This window comes from Roseovarius sp. (assembly GCF_027019125.1).
GTDB lineage: Bacteria > Pseudomonadota > Alphaproteobacteria > Rhodobacterales > Rhodobacteraceae > Roseovarius.
Window position 1 is genome coordinate 26,077 of the sequence record NZ_JALUXE010000011.1, and the last position, 23,681, is coordinate 49,757.

General features: G+C 63.9%; 22 protein-coding genes and 1 pseudogene. 10 read left to right on the top strand and 13 right to left on the bottom strand.

Features of this window, described 5'->3' with window-relative positions:
* The first annotated feature begins 91 nt into the window (after window positions 1-91).
* The gene (locus MVC20_RS05905) at window positions 92-931 is read left to right on the top strand and encodes a hypothetical protein (protein ID WP_297539401.1); all 840 of its coding nucleotides are present in this window, start codon (window positions 92-94) and stop codon (window positions 929-931) included.
* Here the strand turns inward: MVC20_RS05905 and MVC20_RS05910 are convergent.
* Window positions 928-1,677, bottom strand: coding sequence for a phosphatidylcholine/phosphatidylserine synthase (locus MVC20_RS05910; RefSeq protein WP_297539403.1), 750 nt, complete (start codon window positions 1,675-1,677; stop codon window positions 928-930). The genes MVC20_RS05905 and MVC20_RS05910 overlap by 4 nt on opposite strands.
* Window positions 1,674-2,336, bottom strand: a complete 663-nt coding sequence (locus MVC20_RS05915; RefSeq protein WP_297539405.1) for a phosphatidylserine decarboxylase — start codon at window positions 2,334-2,336, stop codon at window positions 1,674-1,676. The genes MVC20_RS05910 and MVC20_RS05915 overlap by 4 nt, the downstream gene beginning before the upstream one ends.
* Window positions 2,337-2,457: 121 nt before the next feature.
* On the opposite strand from MVC20_RS05915, the gene MVC20_RS05920 reads away from it, so the two are divergent.
* The 4 genes from MVC20_RS05920 to MVC20_RS05935 all read left to right on the top strand — a co-directional run bounded on the left by MVC20_RS05920 (window position 2,458) and on the right by MVC20_RS05935 (window position 5,285).
* Window positions 2,458-3,393 (top strand): aldo/keto reductase, encoded by a 936-nt coding sequence (locus MVC20_RS05920; protein WP_297539407.1) that lies wholly within the window; start codon window positions 2,458-2,460, stop codon window positions 3,391-3,393.
* A gap of 4 nt (window positions 3,394-3,397) precedes the next feature.
* A complete protein-coding gene (locus MVC20_RS05925) occupies window positions 3,398-4,054 on the top strand; it encodes a DUF938 domain-containing protein (RefSeq protein ID WP_297539409.1) in 657 nt (218 codons plus the stop codon).
* 72 nt (window positions 4,055-4,126) lie between these two features.
* Window positions 4,127-4,468, top strand: a complete 342-nt coding sequence (locus MVC20_RS05930; protein WP_297539411.1) for a carboxymuconolactone decarboxylase family protein — start codon at window positions 4,127-4,129, stop codon at window positions 4,466-4,468.
* 76 nt (window positions 4,469-4,544) lie between these two features.
* Complete coding sequence (locus MVC20_RS05935; protein ID WP_297539413.1) at window positions 4,545-5,285, top strand: GH25 family lysozyme; 741 nt, start codon at window positions 4,545-4,547, stop codon at window positions 5,283-5,285.
* A 30-nt stretch (window positions 5,286-5,315) separates the two neighbouring features.
* Here the strand turns inward: MVC20_RS05935 and MVC20_RS05940 are convergent, their stop codons facing one another.
* Window positions 5,316-7,823, bottom strand: coding sequence for an FAD-dependent oxidoreductase (locus tag MVC20_RS05940; RefSeq protein WP_297539415.1), 2,508 nt, complete (start codon window positions 7,821-7,823; stop codon window positions 5,316-5,318).
* Window positions 7,824-8,017: 194 nt separating this feature from the next.
* Here MVC20_RS05940 and panB point away from each other — a divergent pair, with 194 nt between their 5' ends.
* Together panB and panC are read left to right on the top strand one after the other, a co-directional pair.
* On the top strand, window positions 8,018-8,845 hold the full coding sequence (gene panB, locus MVC20_RS05945; protein ID WP_297539417.1) for a 3-methyl-2-oxobutanoate hydroxymethyltransferase: 828 nt from the start codon (window positions 8,018-8,020) through the stop codon (window positions 8,843-8,845).
* Window positions 8,842-9,690, top strand: a complete 849-nt coding sequence (panC, locus tag MVC20_RS05950) for a pantoate--beta-alanine ligase (protein WP_297539419.1) — start codon at window positions 8,842-8,844, stop codon at window positions 9,688-9,690. Before panB ends, panC begins: the two co-directional genes overlap by 4 nt.
* Before the next feature lie 81 nt (window positions 9,691-9,771).
* Here panC and MVC20_RS05955 read toward each other — a convergent pair whose 3' ends face one another.
* The 5 genes from MVC20_RS05955 to MVC20_RS05975 all read right to left on the bottom strand — a co-directional run bounded on the left by MVC20_RS05955 (window position 9,772) and on the right by MVC20_RS05975 (window position 14,401).
* Window positions 9,772-11,052 carry an acetylornithine deacetylase/succinyl-diaminopimelate desuccinylase family protein gene (locus MVC20_RS05955; RefSeq protein ID WP_297539420.1) on the bottom strand — a complete coding sequence of 427 codons (1,281 nt, stop codon included), beginning with the start codon at window positions 11,050-11,052 and terminating at the stop codon, window positions 9,772-9,774.
* The gene (locus tag MVC20_RS05960) at window positions 11,049-12,014 is read right to left on the bottom strand and encodes a nitronate monooxygenase (RefSeq protein ID WP_297539423.1); all 966 of its coding nucleotides are present in this window, start codon (window positions 12,012-12,014) and stop codon (window positions 11,049-11,051) included. The genes MVC20_RS05955 and MVC20_RS05960 overlap by 4 nt, the downstream gene beginning before the upstream one ends.
* A 27-nt stretch (window positions 12,015-12,041) precedes the next feature.
* On the bottom strand, window positions 12,042-12,698 hold the full coding sequence (gph, locus tag MVC20_RS05965; protein ID WP_297539425.1) for a phosphoglycolate phosphatase: 657 nt from the start codon (window positions 12,696-12,698) through the stop codon (window positions 12,042-12,044).
* Window positions 12,695-13,396, bottom strand: coding sequence for a ribulose-phosphate 3-epimerase (gene rpe, locus MVC20_RS05970; protein ID WP_297539427.1), 702 nt, complete (start codon window positions 13,394-13,396; stop codon window positions 12,695-12,697). Before rpe ends, gph begins: the two co-directional genes overlap by 4 nt.
* 105 nt (window positions 13,397-13,501) lie before the next feature.
* Window positions 13,502-14,401, bottom strand: coding sequence for a zinc-ribbon domain-containing protein (locus tag MVC20_RS05975; RefSeq protein WP_297539429.1), 900 nt, complete (start codon window positions 14,399-14,401; stop codon window positions 13,502-13,504).
* A 162-nt stretch (window positions 14,402-14,563) separates the two neighbouring features.
* Between MVC20_RS05975 and MVC20_RS05980 the strand changes: the two genes are divergently transcribed.
* From MVC20_RS05980 to MVC20_RS05990, 3 genes are read left to right on the top strand one after another with little or no spacing between them, the layout of a single operon-like run.
* Window positions 14,564-15,241, top strand: a complete 678-nt coding sequence (locus MVC20_RS05980; RefSeq protein ID WP_297539431.1) for an ATP-binding cassette domain-containing protein — start codon at window positions 14,564-14,566, stop codon at window positions 15,239-15,241.
* The gene (locus MVC20_RS05985; RefSeq protein WP_297539432.1) at window positions 15,238-16,143 is read left to right on the top strand and encodes an FtsX-like permease family protein; all 906 of its coding nucleotides are present in this window, start codon (window positions 15,238-15,240) and stop codon (window positions 16,141-16,143) included. The genes MVC20_RS05980 and MVC20_RS05985 overlap by 4 nt, the downstream gene beginning before the upstream one ends.
* Window positions 16,140-16,886, top strand: a complete 747-nt coding sequence (locus MVC20_RS05990) for a lysophospholipid acyltransferase family protein (protein ID WP_297539433.1) — start codon at window positions 16,140-16,142, stop codon at window positions 16,884-16,886. Before MVC20_RS05985 ends, MVC20_RS05990 begins: the two co-directional genes overlap by 4 nt.
* Before the next feature lie 94 nt (window positions 16,887-16,980).
* Here the strand turns inward: MVC20_RS05990 and lpdA are convergent, their stop codons facing one another.
* From lpdA to MVC20_RS06015, 5 genes and pseudogenes are all read right to left on the bottom strand, one after another.
* Window positions 16,981-18,369, bottom strand: a complete 1,389-nt coding sequence (gene lpdA / locus MVC20_RS05995) for a dihydrolipoyl dehydrogenase (protein WP_297539434.1) — start codon at window positions 18,367-18,369, stop codon at window positions 16,981-16,983.
* A 143-nt stretch (window positions 18,370-18,512) separates the two neighbouring features.
* Complete coding sequence (locus MVC20_RS06000; protein WP_037270064.1) at window positions 18,513-18,908, bottom strand: MAPEG family protein; 396 nt, start codon at window positions 18,906-18,908, stop codon at window positions 18,513-18,515.
* A gap of 70 nt (window positions 18,909-18,978) precedes the next feature.
* On the bottom strand, window positions 18,979-20,493 hold the full coding sequence (odhB, locus tag MVC20_RS06005; RefSeq protein WP_297539436.1) for a 2-oxoglutarate dehydrogenase complex dihydrolipoyllysine-residue succinyltransferase: 1,515 nt from the start codon (window positions 20,491-20,493) through the stop codon (window positions 18,979-18,981).
* A 3-nt stretch (window positions 20,494-20,496) separates the two neighbouring features.
* Window positions 20,497-23,457: a 2-oxoglutarate dehydrogenase E1 component gene (locus MVC20_RS06010; protein ID WP_297539438.1), complete on the bottom strand. Its 2,961-nt coding sequence runs from the start codon at window positions 23,455-23,457 to the stop codon at window positions 20,497-20,499.
* 95 nt (window positions 23,458-23,552) lie between these two features.
* A pseudogene (locus tag MVC20_RS06015) lies at window positions 23,553-23,681 on the bottom strand (succinate--CoA ligase subunit alpha); the annotation flags it as partial.

The following is a 23,681-nucleotide window of genomic DNA, read 5'->3' on the forward strand; positions in this document are numbered from 1 at the left end:
ATTGGCGCGACATCGCCACCGGTCGGTTTCAGAACAGACGCGCGCGAGGCAGGCCATACTCTTTGGCGCATGGACCGCCAGGAGACAGACCATGAACAGCCCCGAAGCCCTGATTGATCTAGACCGCTACCCAGTTCACCAAATGGGGCTGGCGCGCGACGCGGTCCTTGCCCGTGTCCGGGCTGATCTTGGGCACGATGGCTGCGCGGTGCTCAAGGGGTTCCTCACCCCGGCCGGGGTGGAGATCCTGCGCGCGCAGGCAGAGGGCGTTGCGGACAAGGCGTTTCGATCCTTCAACCGCACCAACCCCTATTTCACCAAGGACGACCCGAGCCTGCCCGCCACCGATCCACGCCGACGGTTCTTCGAACGCTCCAACAGCTTTATCCCGGCGGACAACTTTCCACCCGCAAGCCCGCTGCGCGCGCTCTATGAATATCCCGCCTTGACCACGTTCATTCAGGACTGTCTGGAGGAGGAAAAATTCTATCCCTATGCCGATCCGCTGGCCGATGTGATCGTGAATGCCGCTGATGAAGGCAACGGATTCCCGTGGCATTTCGACACCAACAATTTCACCGTCACCATCGCGCTTCAGAATGCCGATGAGGGAGGCGCGTTTGAATACGCGCCCAATATCCGTGCCGGGGGCGAGAATTTCGCCGAGGTGGAAAAGGTGCTGGATGGCACCTCGAACAAGGTCAGAACGCTTGTGCTGGAACCCGGCGATCTTCAGATTTTCCGGGGGCGCTATTCGCTCCACCGGGTCGCCCCCTTGCGGGGCGCGACCCCGCGTTACGTCGCCATCCTGTCGTATGTCGAAGAGCCGGGAATGGTGGGCACGCCCGAACGCTGTCAACAGCTTTACGGCCGCACCCTGCCAATCCATCACGAGCGTGCAGGTCTGCGGGCCGATGCCTATATCGACTAACCCTCGTTGGGATACCAGAAGAGCGCAGCCCAGATCACCATGCCGACATAGGCCAGACACATCACGATCAGCGCCGCCCAGGTAAAGATCACCAGCGCCGCCGCGACACAGGCAAAGGCCAGGAGGAAGAACTTGACGTTCTCGCGCGAGATGCGGGTTTTCTTGAACGACCAGACCGGCACCGGCGAAATCATCAAGAGACCGACACCGGCCATGTAGAGCCCGGTGAGGAACGCAGGCGGCGGGGACATATCGGGCAGCGCGAAGGTCACGAACATCGGCAGCATCGCCAGAAGCGCGCCTGCGGGCGAAGGCAATCCCTGGAAATAGGCCCCCGATCCGCCCTTGCCGCCCTCTTCGCGCGCGCTGACGTTGAACCGCGCCAGACGCATGACGCAGCACACGGCAAAGAAGAGCACCGCGATCCACCCCGCCTGCCGCGCATCCTGAAGGCCCCAGTAATAGATCACCAGCGGGGCCGCGACGCCGAAGTTGACGAAATCCGCCAGCGAATCAAGCTCGGCCCCCATGGCGCTCGAACTGCGCAAAAGCCGCGCCAGACGACCATCGAGACCGTCCAGAACCCCGGCAATGAGCAGGAGCTGCACCGCGCGCACATAGTCCCCCTGCACGCCGAGCCGGATCGCCGTCACCCCGGCACAGATCGCGGCCACGGTCAGCATGTTGGGCAAAAGCTGCGCCAGCGTTACCTCGCGGCGCGCGTGGGGCTCGGGGTCTGGCGTCATTGCTCCAACTCCGCGATCACGGTTTCCCCCGCCACCATGGTCTGACCCACGCGCACACTCGGGGCAACACCCTGGGGCAGATACACATCGAGACGAGAGCCAAAACGAATGAGACCAAACCGCTCTCCGCGCCCAATGGCCGCGCCCGGTTTCACGAAACACACGATGCGCCGCGCCACCAATCCGGCGATCTGCACCACCGGCAAGAGCCGCCCATCGGCCATCTCGATCACCACGCCATTGCGCTCGTTGTCCTCGCTCGCCTTGTCGAGAGAGGCGTTGAGGAATTTGCCGGGGCGATAGGCCACCGTCTTGATGGTGCCTGCGACCGGCGCGCGGTTCACATGGCAATTAAATACGCTCATGAACACGCTGACGCGGGTGAGCGGCGTGTCCGGCAGGCCCAGTTCGGCAGGCGGCACCACCGGTTCGATCAGCGACACGATGCCGTCTGCGGGGCTGATGATCAGGCCGGGGCGCTCGGGGGTCACGCGCGCGGGGTCGCGAAAGAAATAGTAGCACCACACCGTGAGGCCCGCGCCGATCCAGCCCAGCACATCCCAGACCATGAAGAGCGCAAGCGTGACGAGCGCAAAGATCGCCACGAACTTGCGCCCCTCGGGGTGCATCGGCTTGATGAAGGTTTCATGCATTTTCATGCGCGTGCGCTCCTTGCGACGGGTTCGGGTTTGCTTCCGTTTCCCCCCGCCTAAGCCCATGGCTCTCAACTTTCAAGGTGACAGCTTTTCTTTGCAACATCCACATGGCAATCTCTGCGCCATGACCATGCAAATCACCTCCCCCGACGGAACCCCGGCCAGCCGCTTTGCCTTTGGCACCATGCAATTCGGCGATGCCGCAGACGAGGCCGCTTCGCGCGCCATGTTCGACGCCTGCCTCGGCGCGGGCATCACCCATTTCGATACCGCGCATCTTTATACCGATGGCGCTGCGGAAACGCTCTTGGGTCGGTTCGCCGCCGCGCATCGCGACCGGCTGACCATTGCCACCAAGGCCGGGTATTCGGGCGGGGCTGGGCGCGAGAACATCCTCGCGCAGTTCGACATCTCTCGCCAGCGTCTGGGCATGGACAAGGTCGAGATTCTCTACCTCCACCGCTTTGATCCCAAGACGCCGCTTGAGGAAACTCTGGAAACCTTCGCCGAGTTGCGCGCGCGCGGACAGATCGACCATGTCGGCCTGTCGAATTTCGCCGCGTGGCAGGCGATGAAGGCCGCCTGCATTGCCGCGCGTTTCGATCTGACCATTTCGATCCTGCAACCGATGTATAGCCTCGTGAAACGGCAGGCCGAAGTTGAAATCCTGCCGATGGCCGCCTCCGAAGGCATGGTGGTGGCGGGGTATTCGCCGCTGGCCGGCGGATTGCTCACGGGCAAATATGCGCGGGGCGAAACCGGGCGGCTCACGGGCAATGAACGCTACGCCATCCGCTATGGTCAGGGCTGGATGCAAGAGGCGGCGCTTGCCCTTGTCGAGATTGCGCAAGAGTTGGGCACCGATCCTGCCACCCTCGCGGTGGCGTGGGCAGCGCAGCATCCGGCCAAGCCCGTGCCGATCATTTCCGGGCGCTCTGCCGCGCAGATCGCGCCATCGCTGGCCGCCCTCGATTTCGAGATGCACGCGGCCCTCTATGCACGGCTTGCCGCCCTCAGCCCTGCACCGCCCCCCGCCACCGACCGCACCGAAGAGGCCTGAGCCAATGGCGCAACGCAGCCTGCCGCCCACCGCTTCGGTCGCACATGCGGGCGACGGGGCCAAGTTGCATGCGCCCTCTGCCGAACGCAACGCGGCGGCCATCACCGAGGCACTGGTCAGCATTGCGCCCGCGACAGGCCGCGCACTCGAAATTGCCAGCGGCACGGGTCAGCATGTCGTGGGCTTTGCCCATGCGATGCCCGGTCTCGACTGGCAACCGACCGAGGTGGACGCTGCGCGGCGCGCCAGTATCGACGCTTGGGCGGCCGAGGCCGGATTGCCCAATCTGCGCGCGGCCATGCCCCTCAACGCGACGCAAGCGGGTTGGGGCACAGAGGCGGGCGAGCGCGCCTTGATCGTGCTCATCAACCTCCTGCATCTCATTTCGACGCCAGAGGCACAAACGCTGGTGCAAGAGGTGGCCCGTGCCCTCGCCCCGGCGGGGCGCTTTGCGCTGTACGGGCCGTTCCTGCGCGAGGGGCAGGCCACATCCGAGGGCGACGCCCGGTTCCACGCGAGCCTGATCGCGCAGGACCCCGCCATCGGCTACAAGGATCTGGAAGAGGTCCAGCATTGGCTGCGCGACGCGGGGCTCACCTTGATCGACACCCGCGCGATGCCCGCCAACAATGTCCTCTTGATTGCAGAGCGGCCCGCCTGATCTGGATCAAGGCCATGCGCGGCGCGGCATGGTTTCTGCCGGAACAGAGACAGGCAGAGGGAGCGCACGCAAATGACTTGGCCAACCAGGATCGAGACCACCCGGCAGGAGTTGCGCACGCTCAACGCGCTCATTCCTGACACCGCCCGCGCCTTCGGTGGCTTGGGCAAGGCCGTCAAGGAAGGCGGCACGCTTGACTTCAAGGTCAAGGAATTCGTGGCCCTGGGCATTGCGGTTGCCACCAAATGCGAACCCTGCATCGCCCTGCATATGGAAGCGCTCATTCGCACAGGGGCTACCCGCGAAGAAGTGGGTGACGTGCTCGCCATGTCGATCCAGATGGGCGGCGGCCCGGCGATGATGTATGCCGCCAAGGCGCTCGCCTGTTACGATGAACTGGCGGAAAAAGAGTAGCAGGCACGAAAACGCCTGACCGGGCGGCCGGGTTTGCGTTAGGCTCGAGACAGGAGTCACTGTAACGGGTTTCCAGATGCTGCGTGCTCTTTTCCTCTGCCTCGCCCTCCTGTGCGGACCCGCACTGGCAACCGAGCGGTACGGCGATTACGCCCCGGTCGATTTCGGCCCGCACGGCCCGTCACGCTATCCGGTTCATGGCATCGACGTGGCGCGCTTTCAGAACGAAATCGACTGGCGGCGCACGGCGCTCTCTGGGGTGGCCTTTGCCTTTATCAAGGCGACCGAAGGCGGCGATCTCAAGGACGCGCAATTCGACCGCAACTGGCAATTGGCCGCGCGAAATGGCGTACCGCGCGGGGCCTATCATTTCTATTACTTCTGCACCCCGCCCGAGGTGCAGGCGCAATGGTTCATCCAGAACGTGCCGCGCCGGGGCAAGGCGCTGCCGCCCGTGCTCGATATGGAGTGGAACCCGTTTTCGCCCACCTGCACGGTGCGCCCACCGGGGGCAGAGGTGCGCAGGCAAGCGCAGATTTTCCTCGATATCGTCGAGCGCTATTACGGCCAGCGCCCGATCATCTACACGACCCCGGAATTCTACGAGCAAACCGGCATCGGACAGATCGAGGGGGTGGAATTCTGGTTGCGCTCGGTCGCCAAGACGCCCGACCAGGTCTATCCCGGCAAACGCTGGACCTTTTGGCAATATACCGGCACCGGAATCGTGCCGGGGATCGAGGGCGGCGTCGATATCAACGTCTTTGCCGGGTCCGAGGGGGATTGGAAAACCTGGCTCGGGGCGCATTGGAAATAGGGGGCGCCGATTGGCGCCCCCTATGCTGTGTTACCCGTCCTTGCGGATGGTCTCGTTCTTGGGATCATAGGGGCTGTCGCAGGTCACGACGGCATCCCAGAGCTGATCGAGCATCTTGACCTTGAGCTTGGTGCCCTCGACCGCCTGCTCGGGCTTGACATAGCCCATGCCGATGGACTTGCCGAACGCCACCGAATAGCCGCCAGAGGTCAGGCGACCGACGCGCTCGCCCTCGGGCGTATAGAGCGCCTCGCGGCCCCAGGGATCGGCATCGGCAGGCCCGTCGATCAGCAGCGTGCAGCATTTCGCGCGCACGCCGGTCTCGACCATCTTGGCCTTGCCACGGAAGTCCTTGTCCAGATCGACAAAGCGGGGCAGGTCCGCCTCGAGCGGGGTCGCGTCGCGGCCAAGCTCGTTGCCAAAGGCGCGATAGGATTTCTCCTGCCGCAACCAGTTTTGCGCCCGCGCGCCGACCAGCTTCATTCCATACTTTGCGCCAGCCTTTTCCAGCAGATCGAACAGGTAGTTCTGCATCTCGATCGGGTGATGCAATTCCCAGCCCAATTCGCCGGTATAGGCCACGCGGATGGCATTGACCGGGCACATGCCCAGCTCGATCCGCTGCGCCGAGAGCCAGGGGAACCGCTTGTTGCTGAGCGCAGTCGCCGGATCCGCGTCCTTGATGACCTCGTTCAGCACGTCGCGCGATTTCGGCCCGGCGATGGCAAAGACACCCCATTGCGTCGTGACATCCTGGATTTCGATATAGCCGAATTCGCCCGCCATATCCTCGGCCGATTTGCGCAGGTAATCGGCATCGTATTCCGTCCAGGCCCCGGCAGAGACGAGGTAGTATTCATGCTCCTTGAGGCGCACGATGGTGTATTCCGTGCGCGTCGTGCCGTGATCGGTCAGCGCATAGGTCAGGTTGATACGGCCCACTTTCGGCAGTTTGTTGCAGGTGAACCAATCGAGGAACGCAGTCGCCCCCGGCCCCTTGACCATGTGCTTGGAAAAGGCGGTCGCGTCGATCAGGCCCACGCCCTCGCGGATGGCCTTGGCCTCTTCGACGGCATATTGCCACCAGCCGCCCCGGCGGAAGCTGCGCGCGTCATGGTCGAAGTTTTCCGGCGCGTCGAGGGGCCCGTAATAGTTGGGGCGCTCCCAGCCATTGACAAAGCCGAACTGCGCGCCGCGCGCCTTCTGACGGTCATAGGCGGGCGAGGTGCGCAGCGGACGGCAGGCCGGGCGCTCTTCATCCGGGTGATGCAGAATATAGACGTGGTCGTAGCATTCCTCGTTCTTGCGCGCGGCAAACTCGGTCGTCATCCAGTTCGAGGAATAGCGCTTGGGATCAAGGCTCGCCATGTCGATCTCGGCCTCGCCATTCACCATCAACTGCGCGAGGTAATAGCCGGTGCCGCCCGCCGCGGTAATGCCAAAGCTGAACCCCTCGGCCAGCCACATGTTGCGCAGCCCCGGCGCGGGACCGACCAGCGGGTTGCCATCGGGCGTGTAGCAGATCGGCCCGTTGAAATCATCCTTGAGGCCGCTTTCCTCGCACGAAGGAATACGGTGGATCATCGCCATGTATTGTTCTTCGATCCGCTCCAGATCGAGCGGGAAGAGGTCGGCGCGGAAGCTGTCCGGCACGCCATATTCAAAGCAGGCAGGGGCATTCTTTTCATACACACCCAGAATCCAGCCGCCGCGCTCTTCACGCACATAGCTCTGCGCATCGGCGTCGCGCACGACCGGGTGTTCCTTGCCGCCCTGTCTGCGGAATTCGACCAGCGCCGGGTCCTGATCCATCACGACGAACTGATGCTCGACGGGGATTGCCGGAATCTTGATGCCCAATTTCTTGGCGGTGGTCTGCGCATGGTTGCCCGAGGCTGTCACGACATGCTCTGCAGTGATGACGATCTGCTCGTCCGAAGGAACCAGATTGCCGCCCTTTTCCACCATCTTGGTGCAGGTCACTTCCCAGGCGCTGCCGGTCCAGTGGAACGCATCCGCCTGCCACTTGCGCTCGATCATCACGCCGCGCTGACGCGCGCCCTTGGCCATGGCCTGCGTCACATCGGCGGGGTTAATATAGCCGTCGGTGTTGTGATAGAGCGCACCCTTGAGATCAGAGGTGTTGATCAGCGGCCACCGTTCCTTGATCTCGTCCGGGGTCAGCCACTGATAGGGCACGCCGCAGGTCTCGGCGGTCGAGGCGTAGAGCATGAACTCGTCCATGCGCTCTTGGGTCTGCGCCATGCGCAGGTTGCCCACCACGGCAAAGCCCGCGTTGAGCCCGGTTTCGGCCTCCAGCGTCTTGTAGAATTCCACAGAATACTTGTGGATATGGGTGGTCGCAAAGGACATGTTGAAGAGCGGCAGAAGCCCCGCTGCGTGCCAGGTAGAGCCGGAGGTCAACTCGTCCCGCTCCAGCAGCATCACATCCTCCCACCCGGCCTTGGCGAGATGATAGGCAATCGAGGTGCCAACGGCCCCACCGCCAACGACGAGGGCTTTGACCTGGGTTTTCATGACGTGCGACTCCCTTCGGGTAACATAAGTTGGGCCGATGTTTATCAATCCTGCCATTTCGCGCGCAGCCCATCCGACGCAACGCCGCACGAAAGCGACGTCACGCCAGATCGCATGCGAAAACAGAGGTGTGGATTTCTCTGACGAGGATTGATAGCGTGCGCCGCAATGCAGAAATGACCGGACTTCAGCCCATGAGCGCCACCGCCACCAAGACCGCCCCCCTGCCGGAGGATATCCGCGCGATGAAAGGCGGCACGCCCATCGTCAGCCTGACAGCCTATACGACGCCGATGGCGCGGATGATGGATGCCGCCTGCGATTTCGTGCTGGTGGGCGACAGCGTGGGCATGGTGGTGCACGGCCTGCCCTCGACCCTTGGTGTCACGATGGAGATGATGATCCTGCACGGTCAGGCAGTCGCGCGCGGCCTCAGCCATGCCATGCTGGTGATCGACATGCCCTTCGGTTCCTATGAGGAAAGCCCCGAGCAGGCCTTTCGCAACGCCGCGCGGATCATGCGCGAAACGGGGGCTGCGGCGGTCAAGCTCGAAGGCGGGCGGCACATGGCGGACACCATCGCCTTTCTCGTGGCGCGCGGTGTGCCGGTGATGGCGCATATCGGCCTCACGCCACAATCCATCAACACGCTGGGCGGCTACAAGGTGCAGGGGCGCGGCGATGCCGCCGAGACGCTCTTGGCCGATGCCCGCGCGGTCAGTGCGGCGGGGGCCTTTTCGGTCGTGCTGGAAAAGGTCACGGCCTCGCTGGCCGACCGGATCACGGCAGAGATTGCCATTCCCACCATCGGCATTGGCGCTTCTGCGGGCTGCGATGGGCAAATTCTCGTGGTCGATGACATGCTGGGGCTCTTCACTGCCTTCAAACCGAAATTCGTCAAGCGTTACGGCAATCTGGGCGCGGATGGCGAGGCCGCGATTGCCGCCTATGCCGCCGAGGTGCGCGCGCGGACCTTCCCCGCAGCCGAACATACCTTTGCCGACAAGGCGCCGCGCGGATGAGCGCGCCCATCCTGCGCGACCTCAGCGCGCTGCGTGCCGCCACCCGTCCCTGGATTTTGGCAGGCGAGACGATTGGCGTCGTGCCCACCATGGGCGCGCTGCATGACGGGCACCTGTCGCTGGTGGCGGCGGCCAAGGCAGCCTGCGACCGGGTGATCGTGACCATCTTTGTCAATCCAAAACAGTTCAACAATCCCGAGGACCTCAAGAACTATCCTCGCACGGAAACCGAGGACGCACGCAAGCTGGAACGCTTCGACGTGGATGCCCTCTGGGTGCCGGATGGCGACCAGATGTATCCCGAGCATTTCGCCACGACCGTCTCTGTCGCGGGCCTCACGGATGTGATGGAGGGCGTCTATCGCCCCGGCCATTTCGACGGGATGTCCACGGTCGTGACCAAGCTTTTTACCCAGACAGCAGCCACCGATGCCTTTTTTGGCGAAAAGGACTATCAGCAGCTGATGGTCGTGCGCCGCATGGCGGCGGATCTGGATATTCCGATCACCGTGCATGGCTGCCCGACGATCCGGGAGATCGACGGCCTGGCCATGTCCTCACGCAACCTGCTTTTGTCGGACCGCGCCCGCACCACGGCCCCCGTGCTGCATGAGGTGATGGAGCAGATCGCCGAAGGGCTGCGCGCAGGCACCGAGTTTGGCACGCTGCACGCCGAGGCGGTAACGCGGCTGGAACGGGCGGGCTTTACCGGGGTCGATTACCTCGATCTGCGCGCCCAGGACGATTTGTCGAGCTTGGCTGCCCCGACCCGCCCCGCCCGGCTCTTTGCGGCGGTCTGGCTGGCAGGGGTGCGCCTGATCGACAATATCGCCATCGGCACCTGAGCGGTTTCATCGTTCTCTAAATACTCAAAACCCAGCACCTGCCGCAGGGCCTGAATCTTGAGTATTTTCATAACAGGGAACTCACGCCCCGAGCAACTCTGCAAGCGCAAGCGCCATGACAAGCGCGGACTGCTCCATATCCTCGATCCCTACATATTCATCCGGCTTATGCGCCAGATCGAGAATACCGGGGCCATAGGCGATGCAATTCTTCAGCCGCCCGATCCGGTCGATATGTTTCTGGTCATAGGTGCCGGGGCTGACCACGTAATCGGCGGCATGGCCGAACACCTGATCCACCGCCCGCGCCACCGCCCCCACAACCGGCGCATCGCGGTCGGTCATCGTTGGCAGGACACGGTGCAATTCCCGCAAGGTATAGTCAAACCCCGCTCTGCCACTGCGCAGGCTTTCCAGCAGATCACGGATTTCGGATTCGACCGCGCCAATATCCTCCTCGATCAGGAACCGCCGGTCGATCACCATCCGGCAGCGGTCGGGCACGCAAGGGCTGGGCAGGCCGGTATACTCAGCGTCCTGCTCCGGCTCGCCGCCATGAATCGAGTTGATGTTGAGCGTGGAGTGCCGCGCGCCTTTGGGCACCACCGGCATCTCGGTGCGCCGGGCCGCCAGTGCCGGAAAGAGCTGCGCCTCCATCCGTTCGATCACGGCGCCCATGTGCCGCACGGCGCAATCCCCGAGAAAGGGCATGGAGCCATGCGCAATCTCGCCATGCGTCTCGATTTCGGCCCACCAGACGCCACGATGCCCAAGGCAAATGCGATCCTTGCCCAAGGGCTCGGGGATGATGACGTGATCCACCCGGCCGGGGCTGAAATAGCCGCGCTCGGCCAGATAGGCGACGCCGCCAAAGCCACCCGATTCCTCATCCGCCGTGCCGCTGATCTCGATGGCCCCGGCGCAATCGGGACAGGTGGCGATGAACGCCTCTGCCGCGATGATGCTTGCCGCAAGTCCGCCCTTCATGTCACAGGCGCCGCGCCCATAGATCTTGCCGTCGATCACCACACCGCCAAAGGGATCCACGCTCCAGCCATGGCCCACCTCGACCACGTCGATATGGCTGTTGAAATGCACGCAAGCGCCGGGGCGCGCGCCCGCGCGCCGCGCCACGATATTCCAGCGCGGATGCCGGTCGCTGTCGCCCGGCGCGCCCTGTGCGCGGATCAATTCGGTCTCGAACCCCGCCGCGCGCAGGCGACGGTCGAGATAGTCGCAAATCTCGCGGTAATTCTCGCCCGGTGGATTGAGGGTGGGAATGCGGATCAGATCCTGCGTGAGCGCGATCAGATCGTCCCGCCGCGCCGATATTTCGGCCTTCAGACGGTCCGCTACACTCATCCGGCCCAGCCCGGCGCGCGCCGGAGCAGCGCTTCGGCCTCGTCCACGATCCGCGCGATGATGTCGGCCACCGGCGGGCGATCATGGATCAACCCCGTTGCCTCACCCACAAAGGTATTGGCGCGGGTCGGATCACCCGCTGCCCAGCCCGTCGCCCAGTCGTCGCGCGCGGGCAAATCCTTGCGCAAACCGTCGGGATCGTCATGCCAACGCTCTGTCACCGCATTGCGCAGCACCCGCGCCGTGTAGCGTGCAGGCCAACGCAGATCGCGCGCGGCATCCATCACGGTCGAGCGGATCGTCTGATCCCCGGTCGCGGCAATCGCGGCATCGGTCATCGCCTGAGATACCTGCGCCTCGGCAGAGGCCCAGAGGCGCGATCCGATCAGAACGCCGTCCGCCCCCAGCATGAGCGACGCGGCCAATCCCCGCCCATCGGCAATGCCCCCCGCCGCCAAGAGCAGCACCTCGGGGGCCTGCCGCGCCAGCCAGTCGGCCACCTCGGGAACCAGCGTGATCGTGCCGCGCCGCTCGCCGTGGCCACCCGCCTCGGCCCCCTGCGCCACGATGATCCGCGCACCGCACTCAGCCGCGCGCTGCGCGTCTCGCAGGGTCTGGACCTGACAGATGAGCGGCACGTCCGCCGCCGCGATCCGGGGCGCGAATGGCGCGGGATCGCCGAACGATAGGCACAGCGCCGCCGGTTTGCGCGCCAGAACCTGATCCAGAACCGCAGGGTTTTCGGCCATTTTCCATGTTATGAATCCACAGCCCACCTGCGCATTCCCCGCCTCGGCAAAGGCCCCGTCCAGCCAATCGGCATTGCCATAGCCGCCCCCAATCAGGCCCAGTCCGCCAGCGTGGGTCACAGCCGCCGCCAAACGCCCCCCGGCGGCAAAGGCCATCGGCGCGCAGAGAATGGGATGGGTCAGGCCAAGGACCTCGGTCAAACGGGTTCGCATGGGCTGAGTATGCCCGCGCAATCGCCCTCAGGACAAGAGGTCTGTGATCAGCCCCGGCAAGTGCGCGAAATCCGAAAACGCGCGATCATGGGTGATCCGCTCGACCGGCCCCTTGCGATAGCCTTGAGTATAAAGAACAAAGGGCACCCCCGCCCGTGCCGCCGTTTCAGCATCGACCTCGCTGTCGCCGACAAAGACCACGTCCCGCGCGCCAAGCGCTGCCGCCGTGGCCTGAAGCGGGGCCGGGTCCGGTTTGCGCACGGTCAGGCTGTCCCCTCCGATGATCACCGGGAAATAACCGTCCAGCCCCAGATGAGACAGGACAGAATGGGCCGGCCCCTCGGGCTTGTTGGTGCAAAGTCCCAGCGCCAGATCGGCCCCCGCCAGGACGTCAAGCGCGCCCATGACCCCCGGATAAACCCGTGTCAGGGTCACGGCAGTTTCGTAATCGGCGATGAACTCTTCGATCAGACGGGCGCGCAGCGCGCCATCCCCTGCCCGTCCGCGCGCCGTCAGACAGCAGGTGATGAAATGCGGCACGCCGCTGCCGATGAAACTGCGGGTTTCCTCTGGTGTGAACAGCGCAAACCCATGCCGCGCCATCACACGATTCGCGGCGGCGTGAATATCCGGCGCGCTGTCGATAAGCGTGCCGTCGAGGTCAAAAATGACTGCGCGGCTCATGCCATGGAACCGGTCGCCGCCTCTGCCGCGCGGCGGATTGCGCGGATATTCTCGCCGTAAACGCCGGGGTTATCGACGCTGCCGCCCTTGAAGACCGCAGAGCCCGCCACCAGCACATCGGCCCCCGCCGCCGCCATCAAAGGTGCTGTTTCCGTGGTGATGCCACCGTCAATCTCGATATGGATGGGCCGGTCGCCGATCATCGCGCGCAGGCGTTTGACCTTGTCGATCTGGCTATGAATGAACTTTTGCCCGCCGAAACCGGGGTTCACCGTCATTACGCAAATCAGGTCGACCATGTCGAGCAGATGCGCGACCGCGTCGATCCCCGTGCCGGGATTGAGCGCGAGACCCGCCTTGCACCCTGCCCCGCGAATGGCCTGCAAGGTGCGGTGGATATGCGGCCCCGCTTCGAGATGCGCGGTCAGGATGTCGGCCCCGGCCTGCGCGAAGGCGTCGATATAGGGATCGACCGGCGAGATCATCAGGTGCACGTCCATCACCGTCTTGATATGCGGGCGGATGGCGGCGCAGAGCGGCGGACCAAAGGTGAGGTTGGGCACGAAATGCCCATCCATCACATCGACATGCACCCAGTCACATCCCTGCGCCTCGATGGCCCGGATTTCCGCCCCGAAATTGGCGAAATCGGCAGAGAGAATGGAAGGGGCGATCTTGATCGAACGATTGAGGCTCATGGCAGGTCTCCTCTGAGGCGCATGCACGCGACATGCGCTGCCCTTGGCCAGAGGTCAAGACCCAAGGGGCCGCGTGTCGCAGCCCCGGCCGAACAGCAGCCCCGCCTAGAACCAGCCCGCGACCAGTTGATCCAGCCAAACCCGCGCCATGTTGACCGCATTCACATATTGCGTGAGCGGTGCCTCGGCTGCGGGGATGGACGCGGCCAGACGCGGAGCCAGCGCATAGACAAGGGCCGCGAGACCGAAGGTGATGATCGCAAGGCGAAAGCCGCTGCGAAAACCGCCACGCCCGACCGGCAATTCGGTATTCTCGGGAATCGGGCTCTGCGCCGGTTCTGCGCGGTCGCCAGTCGATGTCAGCGAGGAATTGATCTCTTCTATATCGGGCAAGAGATTGCGCCGGGATGAGGGGTCGATGCCAGCATGTGCATCGGTCATCTCGGGCGCTGCCGGTGCAGACGGGCCAGAGGCACCGCGCAGGCGCTCCATCCGGGCACGGGCCTGCCTTGTGCGCTCGTCTTCGGAGAGGTCGGGCTCCGTCAGGCCCAGATCGGGCTGCATCTCGATCCCGCCGGGGGCCGCGCGGACCTGTCGTTCGCGCTCGGCCTCTTGTCGCAGGATATCAGCGACCGCAGGGTCGATGCCGCGCCGCTCAGGGCGGGCAGACACCGGCTCAGGCTCAGGCTCAGGCTCCGGTTCCGACTCTGGCAGGTCCTCGTCGAACATATCGTCGTCGTAATCGTCGTAGTCGTCGTCGAACTCATCGGTCAGGGAATCGTCACTGGCCTCCGGTCCGTCTTCGGCGGGCGCGGGGGGCGGCACGTCGTCATCGCGCGACTGCACGTCCAGATCGTCGTCGCTCGACGTATCGGGCGTGTGCGACGGATGATGCTGAAACCAGGTGTCCCCACAGTTGGAGCATTGCACGTCGCGCCCGCTCTCCGGGATCACCTCGTCGGGCACCTCGTATTGTGCACCGCAATTCGGGCAAATCAGCCTCATTCTGCCACCTGCTTCTTGCCGCCGTTGTCCGGCCCCTCTCATTAGCCATAAGCATAGGCGGTTCGCAGCTTTCGGAAAAGGCCAAAGCGAATCACGTGCAGGATCATTGCACATGTGTGGCCTCTGGGGCATTTAGGGGCGGTGAGTGACAAGGGGACAGCCGTGATCGAGCTGGAGAATGTGGCCTATAGCTATGGCGGCGGCGAGTTGCTGGCGGATGTGTCGCTGGCGCTCAGCCCCGGTTCGTTTCATTTCCTGACCGGGCCGTCGGGATCGGGCAAAACAACGCTGCTCAAGCTATGTTATGGCGCTCTTGTGCCCACAGCGGGACAGGTGCGCCTGTTCGGGCAGGAACGGCGCACAATGGAGCGTGACGACATCGCCATGGTCCGACGCCGGATCGGTGTGGTGCATCAGGATTGCCAGTTTCTCGATCACCTGAGCGTCTCGGACAACATCGCCCTGCCGCTGGCCGTCTCGGGCCGCGATCTCTTGGCCGAGGATGCCAACCTGCGCGAGTTGACCGGCTGGGTCGGCCTCAAGGACCGCGCCAATGCCCTGCCGCCGGAATTGTCCGGGGGCGAGCGCCAGCGCGCGGCCCTTGCCCGTGCCGTCATCATGTCCCCCGATGTGGTGCTGGCGGATGAGCCGACCGGCAACGTCGACTGGGAGATGTCGCAGCGCCTCTTGCGCCTGCTGATCGAGTTGAACCGCATGGGCAAGACCATCCTGATCGCGACCCATGATCTCGCCTTGATCCGTGCCGCCAAGAGCCACGTTCAGGCCCGTGTCCTGCGGATTGCATCGCGCAAGCTGCAATTGGCGGGGGCGGATCTATGAAGCTCGACCTCTCACAGGTCAAGGCTCTGCTTCTGACCGACAGGCAGGCCGACCGTGTGGTGCCGCCCACCGGATTCACAGCCTGGCTTACATTGTTCAGCGCGGGCGTGATGGCCTTTCTGGCGGTCTTCGCGCTCGCCTTGTCGCTGGCCACTGGCCGGCTGGCGGATCGCTGGGGCAACGAGCTTGCCCGCACCGCGACCGTGCGGATTTCGGCCCCCGAAGGCCAGATGGCGGCCCAAACCGCGGCTGCGCTCCGCGTACTTGAAACCACCTCCGGGGTGGACCACGCCCGCGCCCTGACGGATGAGGAACAGGCCGCCCTCTTGGCCCCGTGGTTCGGCCCCGGCCTGCCCATTTCCGATCTGCCGATTCCGCGCCTGATCGAGGTGATCGAAACCTCAGAAGGCTTTGACGCCGAGGGCCTGCGCCTGCGCCTGAGCGCCGAGGTGCCGGGCGCCATGCTCGACGATCACACGCGCTGGCGGCAACCCCTGGTGCGCGCGGCCAGCCGGTTGCGGCTCTTGGGGTGGGTTTCGCTGATCCTCATCGGCGCGGCGGTCGGCGCGATGATCACGCTGGCGGCCAACGCCGCCCTTGCGGCCAATGCACAGGTTATCAGCGTGCTGCGCCTTGTGGGCGCGCAGGATACCTATATCGCCCACGCTTTCGTGCGCCGTTTCACACTCCGCGCGCTAAGCGGGGCCAGTGTCGGCGTGGTTCTGGGCTGCGGCGCGATCCTGCTCTTGCCGCGCGCACAGATCGAGGGCGGGTTCCTGACCGGGCTGGGGTTTCAGGGCTGGCACTGGATCTGGCCCCTGATCATTCCTCTGCTGGCGGCAGGCGTGGCCTTTGTCGCCACCCGCCTTGCCGCGCAACGCACGTTAAAGGACATGCCATGAAATACGCCGTTCAATGGGTGCGGTCGCTGCTCTTTGTGGCGCAGATGTATGTCATGCTGCCCGTGGTCGGGCTGATCTACATGCCCGCCGCCATTGTCAGCCGCAAGGGCGCGCTTGCGGCCTGCAAGGCCTATTGCCGCTGGGTCCGCTGGACCGCCGCCTGGATGGTGGGCCTGCGCACCGAAGTGCGCGGCACGCCGCCCGACGGGCAGGTTCTGATTGCCTCCAAACATCAATCCTTTCTCGATATCTTGTTGATTTTCAGCGAACTTCCCGCGGGGCGTTTCATCATGAAACGCGAAATCCTCTGGACACCGGTCATCGGCCTCTACGGCATGCGGATCGGCTGCGTGCCGGTGGACCGTGGCAAGCGGGGCGCTGCGATCAAGAAGATGGTCGAGGATGTGGCCCGCGGCGCGCAGACCCCCGGCCAGTTGATCATCTACGCCCAGGGCACACGCGTGGCCCCCGGCGCCAAGATGCCCTACAAGATTGGCACCGCCGTGCTTTATGAACAGATGGGCGTGCCCTGCGTACCTGCGGCCACCAATGTGGGTGTGTTCTGGCCCAAACGCGGCATCTACCGCAAACCGGGGCTGGCGGTGGTCGAATTCCTGCCCGCGATACCGAAAGGCCTTGACCGGGATTCTTTCATGGCGCGGCTGGAGCAGGATGTCGAAGGGGCCTCGGACGCGCTGATGCGCGAGGCGGGATTTGATCCCGATCGGCCGGCACGGAAGTAGGGTGCTTTCATCGCACCCTGCAACCGCCATGCCGCCCGCCGGAGTTCTGTAAAGCAGCCGGGCCTGCGGCCCGAAGGGCGCAGAGCCCCCCCGCTCAAGCGTGGATTGCCCCATCCCCGCAGGCCAAAGCCGCTTCGCGCACGGCCTCGGAATAGGTGGGATGCGCGTGGCAGGTCAGCGCCAGATCCTGCGCAGAGGCCCCGAATTCCATCGCCACGCAAATCTCGTGGATGAGATCGCCCGCCGCTGGCCCGATGATATGCGCGCCCAGAATGCGGTCGGTTTCCTTGTCGGCGATGATTTTCACGAAACCGTCGCCCGCAAAGACCGCCTTGGCGCGGCCATTGCCCATGAAGGAGAACTTGCCGACCTTATAGGCACGTCCTTGTTCTTTCAGGCTTTCTTCGGTCGCGCCGACATTGGCGACTTCGGGATGCGTGTAGATCACGCCGGGAATGACGCCGTAATTCACATGCCCATGTTTGCCCGCCAGCACCTCGGCCACGGCCATGCCTTCGTCCTCGGCCTTGTGGGCCAGCATCGGGCCTTCGATGGCGTCGCCGATGGCGTAAATGCCTTTGACCGAGGTTTGCCAATGGTCATCCGTGGCGATCTGGCCGCGCTTGGTCATCTCGACGCCCAACTCGGCCAGCCCCAGCCCGTCGGTATAGGGTTTGCGCCCCGTGGCGAGCAGAACGGTATCGGCATCCAGCTGATGCGTGCTGTCGTCCTTGCGTAGTTTGTAATTCACCTTGGCTTTGGTCTTGAGTGTCTCGACCGATTGCACGGCGGCGCCCATGATGAAGTTAAGCCCTTGTTTCTTCAATGTTCTTTGGAAGGTCTTTTGCACCTCGCCATCCATGCCGGGCGTGATCGCGTCGAGATATTCGATCACCGTCACCTCGGCCCCCAGGCGGGCATAGACCGAGCCCATCTCGAGCCCGATCACACCCGCGCCGATCACCACCAGTGATTTCGGGATCTTGCCCAGTTCCAGCGCGCCGGTAGAGGTGACGACGATCTTTTCATCGACCTCGACACCGGGCAGAGAGGCGGGCACAGAGCCGGACGCAATGACGATCTTCTTGGCCTCGTGGATATCATCGCCCACCTTGACGCGCCCCGCCTCGGGGATGGAACCCCAACCCTTGATCCAGTCTACCTTGTTCTTTTTGAACAAAAATTCGATGCCCTTGGTGTTCTGGCCGATCACGTCATCCTTGTAGGCCAGCATCTGCTTCCAATCGACCGAGGGGGATTTTCCCTTGAGGCCCATGGCCGCGAAATTATGCTCGGCCTCGTGCAGCATGTGGCTCGCGTGCAAGAGCGCCTTGGAGGGGATGCAGCCCACGTTGAGACAGGTGCCGCCCAGAGTGGCGCGCCCCTCGACCACGGCAGTTTTCAGCCCCAGTTGCGCGCAGCGGATGGCGCAGACATAGCCGCCGGGGCCAGCACCGATGATGATTACGTCGTAAGAGGCCATGGGTCAGATCCTTTCGTTTTTCGCGGCCGCAGCCGCGTCGGTCGTCTATCGGTATTGCGTCGGTGCGGGCGGGGGAGACTGGGGGCGCTGCCCCCGTCGCGCTGCGCGCGCCTCCCCCGAGGTATTTTGAGCCAGATGAAACATCAGAAGAGCGCCGCCAAAAGCATGAGAAGCGTGGCGAGCAGACCCACCGCCCAGATGAAGGAGCGCGCGGGGCTGAGCCCGGCGTAATAGGCAGGCACATAGAGGATGCGGGCGGCGACGTAGCTATAGGCGCACCAGGCGGTGAAGTGGCTGGACTGGCCGGACAGGGTGATCACCAGACACGCGATGGTAAAGAGGATCAGCCCCTCGAAATGGTTCGAAAGCGCCCGGCCAAGGCGGGCGGTTTGCGGGGAGAGGGGCCGCGGCGGCTCGTGATCGCGCGCGGACATCGTGTAGCCCGGCCCAAGCTCGAGATTGGCGGGGATGGCATAGAGGACGAATTGCACGACCTGCCAGAGCGCCGCGAGGGTGAGGGCGGTGAGTTCGTGGGTCATCTGGTTTCCTCGTAGCGGGTTTCACCCACCCTACGCGACATCGTAGGGTGGGTGCCAACCCACGATTTCCTCACAAATCCATCAACAGACGGCGGGGATCCTCAAGCGCTTCCTTGACCCGCACGAGGAAGGTCACAGCCCCCTTGCCGTCCACGATCCGGTGATCGTAGCTGAGCGCCAGATACATCATCGGGCGGATCACCACCTGGCCGTTGATCGCCATGGGGCGATCCTGGATCTTGTGCATCCCCAGAATGCCCGATTGCGGCGGGTTGAGGATGGGCGAGGACATGAGCGAGCCATAGACACCACCATTCGAGATGGTGAAGGTGCCGCCCTGCATTTCCGCCATGGAGAGCTTGCCGTCACGGGCGCGCGCGCCTTTTTCGGCGATGGCCTTTTCAATCGCGGCAAAGCCCATGGAGTCGACGTCGCGGATCACCGGCACGACAAGGCCGGTGGGCGTGCCCGCCGCGATGCCCATATGGACGAAGTTCTTGTAGACGATATCGGTGCCGTCGATCTCGGCGTTGACCTCGGGCACCTCTTTCAGGGCATGCACGCAGGCCTTGGTAAAGAAGGACATGAAGCCGAGGCGCACGCCATGCTTCTTGTAGAACTCGTCCTTGTACTGATTGCGCAGCGCCATGACCTCGGTCATGTCCACCTCGTTGTAGGTGGTGAGCATGGCAGCGGTGTTCTGGCTGTCCTTGAGGCGGCGCGCGATGGTCTGGCGCAGGCGGGTCATCTTGACGCGCTCTTCGCGGGCCACATCCTCGGCCGGGGCGGGCGCGCGCGGCGCCTGAGCGGGGGCAGCGGAAGCGGCGGGGGCCTGTGTGGCGGCGGCGGCGGCGCGGGCCACATCCTCTTTCATCACGCGGCCGTCGCGGCCCGAACCCTGCACCTGATCACGGCTGAGACCGGCCTCGGCCATGGCTTTCTTGGCCGAGGGCGCATCCTCGACATCCTTGCCACCGGCAGCGGCGGGCGCTGCGGTCTCTTCGGCCTTGGGGGCGGCGGCGGGGGCGGATGCCCCGGCACCCGAGGACAGGATCGCAAGCTTGCCCCCGGCCTGAACCGTGGAACCTTCGGCCGCGAGAATCTCGGTCAGCGTGCCTGCGGCGGGGGCCGGCACCTCGACCGAAACCTTGTCGGTTTCCAGCTCGCAGAGCATTTCGTCGGCGGCGACCTGATCGCCCACCTTCTTGAACCAGGTGGACACGGTGGCCTCGGTCACGCTCTCGCCCAGGGTCGGCACCATCACGTCAACGCTCGACCCGGAGTCGGCGCTCTCGGACTTGGCGGGCTTTTCGGATTTCTCGGCCTTTGCCGGGGCCGATTTGGCCTCACCTGCGGAGATGGTCGCCAGCAGCGCATCGACCCCAACGGTCGTGCCCTCGGGAGCCACGATCTCGCCCATGGTGCCAGCTGCGGGGCTTGGCACCTCGACCGTCACCTTGTCGGTTTCCAGCTCGCACAGCATCTCGTCGGCGGCGACCGGATCACCGGGTTTCTTGAACCAGGTGGCGACAGTCGCCTCGGTCACGGATTCGCCAAGGGTGGGGACGCGGACTTCGGTACTCATGGGTTAGTTCCCTTCGATGGTCAGCGCGGCATCCACCAGCGCTTCTTGTTGTGCTTTGTGCTGTTTCGCGAGGCCCGTGGCGGGCGACGCCGAGGCGGGGCGACCGGCATAGGTCGGCCGCAGATGCTTGGCCTTGATCCGGGTCAGAACCCACTCGATATTGGGCTCGATAAAGGACCATGCCCCCTGGTTCTTGGGCTCTTCCTGACACCAGACCATTTCCGCGCCCTTGAAGCGTTCCAGTTCGCGCACCATGGACATGGCCGGGAAGGGATAGAACTGCTCCAGTCGCAGAATGTAGATGTCATTGATCCCGCGCGCATCGCGTTCCTCGAGCAGGTCGTAATAGACCTTGCCGGAACACATGACGACACGCCGGATCTTGTCATCCGCCACCAGCTTGGTCTGCGAATTGCCGTATTGCGCATCGTCCCACAGGACACGGTGGAACGACGACCCGGTGGTGAACTCTTCGGCCTTGCTCACCGCCATCTTGTGCCGCAAGAGCGATTTCGGCGTCATCAGGATGAGCGGCTTGCGGAAGGTGCGATACATCTGGCGGCGCAGGATGTGGAAATAATTGGCCGGCGTGGTGCAATTGGCCACGATCCAGTTATCCCCGCCGCACATGGTCAGGAAGCGTTCCAGACGGGCCGAGGAATGTTCCGGCCCTTGCCCTTCATAGCCATGCGGCAAGAGACAGACGAGACCGGACATACGGAGCCATTTGCTCTCCCCGGACGAGATGAACTGATCGAACATGATCTGCGCGCCATTGGCGAAATCGCCAAACTGCGCCTCCCAGAGGGTGAGCGCGTTGGGTTCGGCCAGCGAGTAGCCATACTCAAACCCCAGCACCGCGTATTCCGAAAGCATCGAGTCGATGACCTCGTAATGCGCCTGCCCCTCGCGGATATGGTTGAGCGGGTAATACCGCTCTTCATTGTCCTGATGGATCAGGCCGGAATGGCGCTGACTGAAGGTGCCGCGCGTGCAATCCTGCCCCGAGAGGCGGACCCGGTAGCCTTCCGTCAAGAGCGAGCCAAAGGCCAGCGCCTCGGCGGTGGCCCAGTCAAAGCCCTCCCCGCTCTCGAACATGGCGGCCTTGGCCTCGAGCAGCCGCTCGACGGTCTTGTGCAGCGGAAAGCCTTCGGGCGCGGTGCTGAGCGCACGGCCCACTTCGGCCATGGTCTCGGGCTTGATCGCGGTTTCGCCGCGCTCATACTTGCCACGATGCGCGTTCAGATCTGACCATTTGCCATCCAGCCAGTCGGCCTTGTTCGGGCGGTAATCCTTGCCGGCCTCGAACTCATCCGCGAGATAGGCTTGGAACGCGGCCTTCATGTCCTCGATTTCGCCCTCGGGGATCAGACCATCCTTGACCAACCGCTCGGTATAGAGGCTGAGCGTGGTCTTCTGCTGCTTGATCTTCTTGTACATCACCGGGTTGGTGAACATCGGTTCGTCGCCCTCGTTATGGCCGAACCGACGATAGCAGATCATGTCGATCACCACGTCCTTGTGGAACTTCTGGCGGAATTCCGTGGCAACGCGGGCGGCATGCACCACCGCTTCGGGATCATCGCCATTGACGTGGAAGATCGGGGCCTCGACCATCAGCGCGATATCCGTGGGATAGGGCGACGAGCGGCTGAAATGCGGCGCGGTGGTGAAACCGATCTGGTTGTTCACGACGATATGAATGGTGCCGCCGGTGCGATGCCCCTTGAGGCCCGACAGACCGAAACATTCCGCCACGACCCCCTGACCGGCAAAGGCCGCATCGCCATGCAGCAGGATCGGCAACACCTTAGTGCGTTCGGTGTCGTTCAACTGATCCTGCTTGGCGCGGACCTTGCCCAGAACCACCGGGTTGACAGCCTCGAGGTGGCTGGGGTTGGCGGTCAGGCTGAGGTGCACCTTGTTGCCGTCGAATTCGCGGTCCGACGAGGCGCCGAGGTGGTATTTCACGTCACCCGACCCATCGACCTCTTCGGGCTTGAAGCTGCCGCCCTGGAACTCGTTGAAAATCGCGCGATAGGGCTTGCCCATCACATTGGCCAGCACGCTGAGGCGGCCACGGTGCGGCATGCCGATCACGATGTCCTGCACGCCCAACTGGCCACCGCGCTTGATGATCTGCTCCATCGCGGGGATGAGGCTCTCGCCACCGTCCAGACCAAAGCGCTTGGTGCCCATGTATTTCACATGCAGGTATTTCTCAAAGCCTTCGGCCTCTACCAGCTTGTTCAGGATCGCCTTGCGCCCGTTGCGGGTAAAGGTGATTTCCTTGTCATAGCCCTCGATCCGCTCTTTCAGCCAGGCCGATTGCTCGGGGTCGGAAATATGCATGTATTGCAGCGCGAAGGTGCCGCAATAGGTGCGCTTCACGATGGCAAGGATCTCGCGCAGGCTGGCAATTTGCAGGCCCAGCACGTTGTCGATAAAGATCGGGCGATCCATGTCGATTTCGGTAAACCCGTAGGATTTCGGATCGAGCTCCGGGCGGTTCGGCGTCTCGCGCAGGCCCAGCGGATCGAGATCGGCGGCCAGATGCCCGCGAATACGGTAGGCGCGAATGAGCATCAGCGCGCGCACGGAATCGAGCACGGCGCGTTTCACGTCCTCATCGGTCAGGCTCACGCCCTTCTCGGCGGCCTTGGCGGCGATCTTCTTGCCGGCGTCCTTTAATTCCGGCTCGGCAGGCCATTCGCCCGTAAGAGCCGCGGTCAGGTCGTCCGACGGCATGGGGGGCCAATCGGTGCGCGCCCAGGAAGGGCCAGCGGCCTCGGCCTTCACATCATCATCACCATCGCCCAGCGCGTCGAAAAAGCTTTTCCACGCCGCGTCGACCGCGTTCGGGTCATTGGCATAGCGCGCATAAAGCTGTTCGAGATACTCGGCATTATGCCCCTGCATGAAAGAGGAGGCATGAAAGAGGTCGTTGGGGGATTGGTCGGTCATGTCAGATGTCCTTTTCGCAACACGTCCCGGGCCTGACCCGGGACCACCCGGCCGCGCGTGCCCCGGTCAGGCCCGGGGCGCGCGCGAACGGGTCTTTAGCCAATCGCCTTGAGCACGGCTTCGCCGAGGCCAGCGGGGCTTTCGGCCACGGTGATGCCGGCGGATTTCATGGCCTCGATCTTGCTCTCGGCGTCGCCCTTGCCGCCCGCGACGATGGCGCCGGC